This window comes from Arthrobacter sp. ISL-69 (genome assembly GCF_018613775.1).
Lineage (GTDB): Bacteria > Actinomycetota > Actinomycetes > Actinomycetales > Micrococcaceae > Arthrobacter.
Genome location: NZ_JAGGPO010000062.1, coordinates 1 through 7,198, shown reverse-complemented (window position 1 = coordinate 7,198; position 7,198 = coordinate 1). Strand labels below are relative to the sequence as shown.

Genomic DNA, 7,198 nt, shown 5'->3' with positions numbered 1-7,198 from the left:
TGCGCTGCATCAACGGCCTGGAAAACGTCGACTCAGGGGTTTTGAAAGTCAACGGGGAGAACTTCGGCTACTACGAAACCGACACCGCCTACCACGCCCTGCCGCCCAAGAAGCTCGCCGAGCAGCGCACCAGGGTCGGCATGGTCTTCCAGCAGTTCAACCTCTTCCCGAACATGACAGCGAACGAAAACATCATGTCCGGACCCGTCCTGGTCAAGGGCCAGGACAAGAAACAAGCCATGAAGCGGGCGCACGAACTGCTCGCCAGCGTCGGCCTGGCCGGATTCGGCGACTACTACCCCGCCCAGCTCTCCGGCGGCCAGCAGCAGCGCGTCGCGATCGCCCGGTCCCTGGCCATGGACCCTGAAATTATGCTCTTCGACGAACCCACCTCCGCCCTGGATCCCGAAAAAGTCGGTGAAGTCCTCGCGGTCATGCAGGACCTGGCCAAGAAGGGCATGACCATGGTGGTGGTCACCCACGAAATGGGCTTCGCCCGCGAAGTAGCCGACTCCCTGATCTTCATGGACGACGGCTACATCGTCGAACGCGGCGATGCCAGGGAGGTCCTTCGCAACCCCAAAGAACCCCGCACCCAGGCATTCCTGGACAAGGTGATCTAAATGACAGATGGCAAGCTGGCCGTTATCGGCCTGGGCAGCATCGGAAGCATGGCATTGTGGCAGGCCTCCCATTTGACGGATTCAGTGGTCGGATTCGAGGCACAGTCCCCGGCCCATGCCCGCAGCGCCGTTGGCGGCGACACACGCCTGTTCCGGATGCTGTATCGCGGCACGCCCAAGTACTACCCGATCCTGGACCGTTCCCGCAGCCTCTGGGCGGAACTCGAGGCGGAATCCGGCCAGGACATCCTGACCCGCTGCGGGGGCCTGTTCATTGGAACCGTTGGCGGGCCCTATATTCCCAGCCTGCTGGAAACCACCCGGCTCAACGGTGCTGACCACGAAATCCTGAGCCGCGAAGCCATGGCCGAACGGTATCCGCAGCACAACCTCCGCCCCGACGACATCGCCGTCTACGACCCCCACGCCGGGGCCCTGCGCACCGACCGCGCAGTCACCGCGGCCGTCGCCGCCGCCCAGGCCAACGGGGCAACAGTTCACACGAATACGCCGATTGACGACATCCAGGAAACGGACGACGGCGTGGTGGTCACCTCGGGCGACAGGTCCTGGACCTTCGAGAACGTCATCGTCGCCTCCGGCGGCTGGTCCCAAATGCTGATGCCCGACCACCTGAAGGCCGCAACCCAGACCAAACGGATCTTCCTGTCCTGGTTCGTAGCGAGGGACGCCGCGGAATTCTCCCCGGAGCGGTTCCCCGTCTTCATCCGGATTTCCGGTGACCGCTCCATGTACGGGGCCCCCAGTGTCGACGGCGTAACGGTCAAGGCAACCCTCGATGGCCGCGGAGCCCCCACACCGAAGGCCGATTCAGTCCCCCGGGACCTCACGCCCGCGGAAATCGCGGAAACGACGGAGACTGTCGCTGAGTTCTTCCCCGGCCTGTTCCCCAACATCGTCCGCTCGGATGCGTTCCCGGACCTCTACACAAGAGACGGGCATGCACTGCTCGGTCATCTGAGGGAAAACAGCAGGGTCTATTGTGCCACCGGCTTCTGTGGCGCCGGCTTCAAAATGGCTTCGGGCTATGGCGAGATTGCGGCACATGAGGCCTTGGGCAAGCGCTCCTTTGAGGGCCTGGATTTCCTCAGGCCCCAACGGTACAAGACCAACTAACCCCGACGGGTAACAAAGGGTGGTTTCACCCAAATATTGCTTATTGTTGACAATTTACAGTTCGTAGGAAAGTATGAAGCCATGGCAACTCTTAGTCCCCTCCTCAAGCAGGCAACCCCGGTGGTCGTTGACTACGCAGCCGGTAGCTGGATTTATGCAACCGACGGCAAGAAGTACCTCGATTTCACCACCGGAATCGGTGTTACGAGTACGGGGCACTGCCACCCGGACGTCGTAGCGGCAGCCCGGGAGCAGGTGGGCAAGATCGTTCATGCCCAGTACACGACCGTGATGCACAAGCCCTTGCTTGAGCTCACCGAAAAACTGGGGGAATTCCTGCCCTCGGGGCTGGACAGCATTTTCTACGCCACGTCGGGTTCCGAGGCAGTGGAGGCCTCCGTCCGTTTGGCCAGGATGGCCACGGGCCGGCCCAACATCATTTCCTTCCACGGTGGCTTCCACGGCCGGACCGTGGGTGCCGCGTCGCTCACCACGGCCGGCACGAAGTTCCGTTCGGGCTTCTCCCCCCTCATGGGCGGGGTTCACATCGCACCTTTCCCGCACGCCTACCGGTACGGCTGGGACGAGGAAACCGCTGTCAACTTCGCCCTGAAGGAACTGGACCACCTCCTCCTGAGCATCAGCAGCCCGGCAGACACGGCGGGTTTCATCATCGAACCCGTCCTGGGCGACGGCGGCTACATTCCCACTCCCCCTGCCTTCCTGCAGGGATTGCGGGAACGCGCTGACCGTCACGGAATTGTGCTCATCCTGGATGAGGTCCAGGCCGGCGTCGGCCGCACCGGTAAGTTCTGGGGACACGACTGGGCAGGCATCACCCCCGACGTCGTCATCACCGCGAAGGGCCTCGCCAGCGGCTTCCCCATTTCAGCCATCGCCGCCTCTACTGAGCTGATGGGCAAGGCCTGGCCGGGATCCCAGGGCGGCACCTACGGCGGAAACGCCGTCGCCGCCGCCGCGGGTGTCGCAACACTGGGCGTCATTGAGCGCGAGAACCTGGTCCAGAACGCCCTGGTTCGAGGAGACGAGCTACGCACAGGACTTGACCGCCTCAAGACGCAATTTTCCGGGATCGGAAATGTCCGCGGCCGCGGCCTCATGCAAGGCGTCGAATTCACCACTGAGGACAACACGCCTGATGCCGCTACGGCACTGGCCGTCCAGCAAGCCGCAATCAAAGAAGAACTGCTCCTCCTCACCTGCGGTCCGCACGGAAACGTCGTCCGCATCATCCCGGCGCTCAACGTCACCAGCGACGAGATCCAGGCCGGGCTGACCAGATTCACCCAAGCGCTGAAGACAGCCACCTCCTAATCTTCCCTACGATCCTTGAAAGCGTGACATGAGCTCTTCATTTGATCCGAATACCCTCCACACTGACCTGTTCATAGATGGCGCATGGCAGAAGGCCGCCAGCGGAGCTACCTTCCCGGTGGAAAATCCGGCCACGAACGAGGTCATCGCCAACGTGGCCGACGGCGGGCCCGAAGACGCCCGCGCAGCCCTCGAGGCCGCCGGCCGGGCCCAATCGGAGTGGGGAAAGTCCGCTCCCCGTGAACGGGCCGACATTCTGCGACGCGCCTTTGAGCTGGTTATTGCCAACACCGACCGGCTCGCCGCAATCATGACCGCCGAGATGGGCAAGCCCCTGGCCGAGGCAAGGGGCGAAGTGGCCTACGGCGCCGAAATGCTTCGCTGGTTCTCCGAAGAAGCCGTCCGCATTAGTGGAGACCACACGAGTTCCGCTGACGGCAACACCCGGATCATGATCACCAAGGAACCGGTCGGCCCCTGCGTGCTGGTCACCCCGTGGAACTTCCCGCTGGCCATGGGCGCCCGCAAAATCGCTCCGGCCGTTGCCGCGGGCTGCACCATGGTCTTCAAGCCCGCCGAGCTGACACCGCTGACGTCCCTCGCCCTGGTGCAGATCTTCAGGGAGGCAGGCCTCCCTGACGGCGTCCTGAACGTCGTCACCACCTCCAGCGCCTCCAGCGTCGTGGGGACCTGGACCAGCAGCGGCATTGCACGGAAGATCAGCTTCACCGGCTCCACCGAGGTCGGCAAGATCCTGCTGCGCCAGGCGGCTGACAACGTCATGCGCTCCTCCATGGAACTGGGTGGAAACGCCCCGTTCATCGTCCTCGCCGACGCGGACATCGAGAAGGCCGTCGATGGAGCCATGAAGGCCAAAATGCGCAACATGGGTGAAGCCTGCACCGCCGCGAACCGTTTCTTCGTCCACCGGTCGGTGGTGGCGGAATTCAGCGAGAAGTTCGCCAAGAAGATGTCCGAACTGCAGGTCGGTAACGGCGCCGTGGCCGGGACCGAGGTCGGGCCCCTGATCGAGCAGAAGGGTCTGGACAAGGTTGAAAGCCTGGTAGACGATGCGGTTTCCAAGGGCGCACGCATCCTGACTGGCGGAAGCCGCCCGGAAGGACCGGGATACTTCTACACCCCCACCGTGCTCACCGACGTCCCCATCGAAGCGGATCTGATGACTACTGAGATTTTCGGTCCGGTAGCAGCCATCACCCCCTTCGACAGCGAGGACGAAGTGCTTCGCCTCGCCAACGACACCGAGTGGGGTCTCGTTGGGTATGTGTTTACTGAGAACATGGACAAGGCCCTCCGCTTCTCCGCAGAACTGGAAGTGGGCATGGTCGGACTGAACACCGGCCTTGTTTCCAATCCAGCAGCACCGTTCGGAGGAGTTAAGCAGTCCGGGCTGGGGCGCGAGGGCGGCAAGATTGGCATCGAAGAATTTCTTGAGACCAAGTACACCGCAATAGCGGTTTAGAGAGCGCAGTAACGCCGAAGAATGAAATGAGGGGATGTCAATGGCGATACCAGAAGGACTGTTTGTCCTGGAGGGCAGGCCCACGGCGCAGCTGATCGCCGATCAGCTGCGGGAACAGATTGTCCAGGGGACCTTCCGCCCGGGGCAGCAGATCAATGAATCCGCGGTGGCCAGCCAATTGCGTACGTCCAGGGGTCCCCTTCGGGAAGCATTGCAGCGCCTGTGCCAGGAGGGTCTCCTGATCAGCCACCGCAACCGCGGAGTCTTCGTCCTGGAGCTTTCAACCGCCGACATCAAGGAGATCTACGCCGTCCGCGAGGCGGTGGAACTGGCCGCGTCCAACACTTTGATGGATGCCGGGCAGGATCAGATCAACGACACGTGCCAGGTGCTGAAGGAAATCATCAGGGACATGGCGAAGCACGTTGCCGTGTCCGACTGGCAGGCGATTGCACGGTTGGACATGCAATTCCACACAGCCTTCGTTGCAGGCACGGGGAATACCCGCCTGATCCGGATTTACGAGACACTGGCAGCCGAATCGAGAATGTGTATCCTCAGCCTGGAAGTTGCCTACCCCCGTCTGGACGTTTTGGTCCAGGAACACCAGAACCTTTTGGACCTCCTCGAAGCAGAAAACAGAAAAGGACTGCAGCAAGCCGTCAAACACCACCTGCAAAAGGCTGTTGAGGATCTCACCGTCACGAGGCAAGACAACGAAATCCCCGCCTAGGGCGTTCCCCGAGCACGATCCACAGAAGAGGTGGCCAGGTCCCATGGACCTGGCCACCTCTTTCTTCTACCTGCCCGGACGGGACGAAAGATGCCGCAAAAAACTTCAGTAAATTGTCGATGATCTGCGATCCGAAGTGGTTCCATTAGGTAAGAACGTTAGGGGCAGTGCGCTCAGGGATCCCCTCCCGGGCCTCCCCCGCCTAGGGAAGCAGCGATGAAGACCAGAATCAATGCCCAGCGTGCAGTTGCAGGATTAGCAGTGCTGCTGGCACTCGGCGCGTGCGCTGGCTGCAGCAGTGAACCGGCACAGGAGGGCCCGAACACCTCAAATACGGCTGACATCTCCGAAGGAGTCCAGCCCGACGACGCCGCGGTCAAGCTGTTGCCGCAGTCCTACAAGGAAAAGGGCGAACTGACTGTGGCCATGGACCTTCACTACCCGCCCACCACCTTCCTTGCCGAGGACAACAGCACGCCGATCGGCCTGAACCCGGATATTGCCCGCCTGGTGGCCAAGAAGCTTGGGCTAAAGCTGAAGTTCGAGAACACCGTGTTTGACACCATCATTCCCGGCATTGACGGTGGCCGCTACGACTTCACTGTCACCACTATGTCTCCCACGCCCGAGCGGCTGGAGGTCCTGGATATGATCGACTACTTCAAGGCCGGCAATTCAGTGGCCGTGAGTGCGGGAAATCCGCTGAAGCTCACGAACGAGAGCCTGTGCGGTAACAACATTGCCGTCACAGCCGGTTCGACGGGGCAGTTGAAGCGCCTCCCGGCACTCTCGGAGCAAACCTGCACCTCCAAGGGGCAGCCAGCCATCAACGCCGTGACGCTGCCCAACGTCCAGGACGCGCTGACCCAGTTGGCGTCAAAACGCATCGACGGCATCCTCTACGACACCACCTCCCTCGCGTGGGCCTCTAAGCAGCAGCCGGGCGCGTTCACCATACTCACCCCCCAGATCAACGTCGGATCCAGCGACCTTACGTCCATCGGCCTCAAGAAGGCCTCGCCGCTGACGCCTGCCTTACAAAAGGCCACCCAGTCGGTCCTGGACAGCCCCGAGTACAAGAAGTCGCTCGCCAATTGGGGACTCGGGGCGGGCGCCATCACAGAAGCAAAGCTCAACTAGGGGGCACTGTGCTGAAATTCAACGGCCACAGACGCGAAATCACCGCAGACCCGACAGACCCTGCACTCAAACCAAGGCTGCGGCGTCGAAGCACCTTCGAATACGCCGCCTGGATCGTATGCTGCCTGCTGGCCCTGGGCATCCTCCTTTCCGTGGCAACCAATCCCAACTTCAAGTGGGGCGTGGTCGCCAAGTATTTCACCCATGAAACCATCATCCGCGGCCTGATGCTCACCATCTTCCTGACGGTTGCCAGCATGATCCTCGGAACCCTCCTCGGTCTGGTGCTGGCGATCATGAGGTCCTCCAGCATCAAGCCAATTGCAGTGACGGCCGGGGTCTACATCACCTTGTTCCGCGGCACACCGGTCCTGGTACAGCTCATCTTCTGGTTCAACATCGCCGCCCTGTACCCCAACCTGACCATCGGCATCCCCTTCACGGACGTCAGCGCCGCAATCGACATCAACGCCCTGATGGCACCCATCACAGCAGCCCTGATCGGCCTGACCCTGAACGAGGCCGCCTACATGGCCGAGATCATCCGCGGCGGGTTCTCCTCAGTAGGCAAAGGCCAGATCGAGGCCGCCGACTCATTGGGAATGAGCGGGGCGATGAAGATGCGCAAGGTCATCATCCCCCAGGCGATGCCCTCGATCATTCCGGCGACAGGCAATCAGGTCATCGGCATGTTCAAGGAAACCTCCCTCGTCAGCGTGCTCGGGGTCGCGGAACTGCTCCAAAGCG

The 7,198-nt window shown here is 61.8% G+C and carries 7 protein-coding genes; all 7 read left to right on the top strand.

Annotated elements, in window-relative coordinates:
• A partial coding sequence (locus J7I79_RS24050; protein ID WP_214957809.1) for an amino acid ABC transporter ATP-binding protein occupies window positions 1-623 on the top strand: 623 nt, incomplete at its 5' end.
• A complete protein-coding gene (gene solA, locus J7I79_RS24045) occupies window positions 624-1,760 on the top strand; it encodes an N-methyl-L-tryptophan oxidase (RefSeq protein WP_214957807.1) in 1,137 nt (378 codons plus the stop codon).
• An 81-nt stretch (window positions 1,761-1,841) separates the two neighbouring features.
• The gene (locus tag J7I79_RS24040; RefSeq protein ID WP_214957806.1) at window positions 1,842-3,095 is read left to right on the top strand and encodes an aspartate aminotransferase family protein; all 1,254 of its coding nucleotides are present in this window, start codon (window positions 1,842-1,844) and stop codon (window positions 3,093-3,095) included.
• 28 nt (window positions 3,096-3,123) lie between these two features.
• Window positions 3,124-4,578 (top strand): NAD-dependent succinate-semialdehyde dehydrogenase, encoded by a 1,455-nt coding sequence (locus J7I79_RS24035; protein WP_214957804.1) that lies wholly within the window; start codon window positions 3,124-3,126, stop codon window positions 4,576-4,578.
• A gap of 40 nt (window positions 4,579-4,618) precedes the next feature.
• Window positions 4,619-5,311, top strand: coding sequence for a GntR family transcriptional regulator (locus tag J7I79_RS24030; RefSeq protein ID WP_251043243.1), 693 nt, complete (start codon window positions 4,619-4,621; stop codon window positions 5,309-5,311).
• A gap of 216 nt (window positions 5,312-5,527) precedes the next feature.
• A complete protein-coding gene (locus tag J7I79_RS24025) occupies window positions 5,528-6,451 on the top strand; it encodes an ABC transporter substrate-binding protein (protein ID WP_214957800.1) in 924 nt (307 codons plus the stop codon).
• A gap of 8 nt (window positions 6,452-6,459) precedes the next feature.
• On the top strand, window positions 6,460-7,198 hold a 739-nt coding region (locus J7I79_RS24020), incomplete at its 3' end, for an amino acid ABC transporter permease (protein ID WP_311380664.1).

Excerpts from the sequence above, each read along its gene's own strand:
- solA (WP_214957807.1), top strand. The coding sequence starts at position 624 with ATGACAGATGGCAAGCTGGCCGTTATCGGCCTGGGCAGCATCGGAAGC.
- J7I79_RS24040 (WP_214957806.1), top strand. The coding sequence starts at position 1,842 with ATGGCAACTCTTAGTCCCCTCCTCAAGCAGGCAACCCCGGTGGTCGTT.
- J7I79_RS24035 (WP_214957804.1), top strand. The coding sequence starts at position 3,124 with ATGAGCTCTTCATTTGATCCGAATACCCTCCACACTGACCTGTTCATA.
- J7I79_RS24030 (WP_251043243.1), top strand. The coding sequence starts at position 4,619 with ATGGCGATACCAGAAGGACTGTTTGTCCTGGAGGGCAGGCCCACGGCG.
- J7I79_RS24025 (WP_214957800.1), top strand. The coding sequence starts at position 5,528 with ATGAAGACCAGAATCAATGCCCAGCGTGCAGTTGCAGGATTAGCAGTG.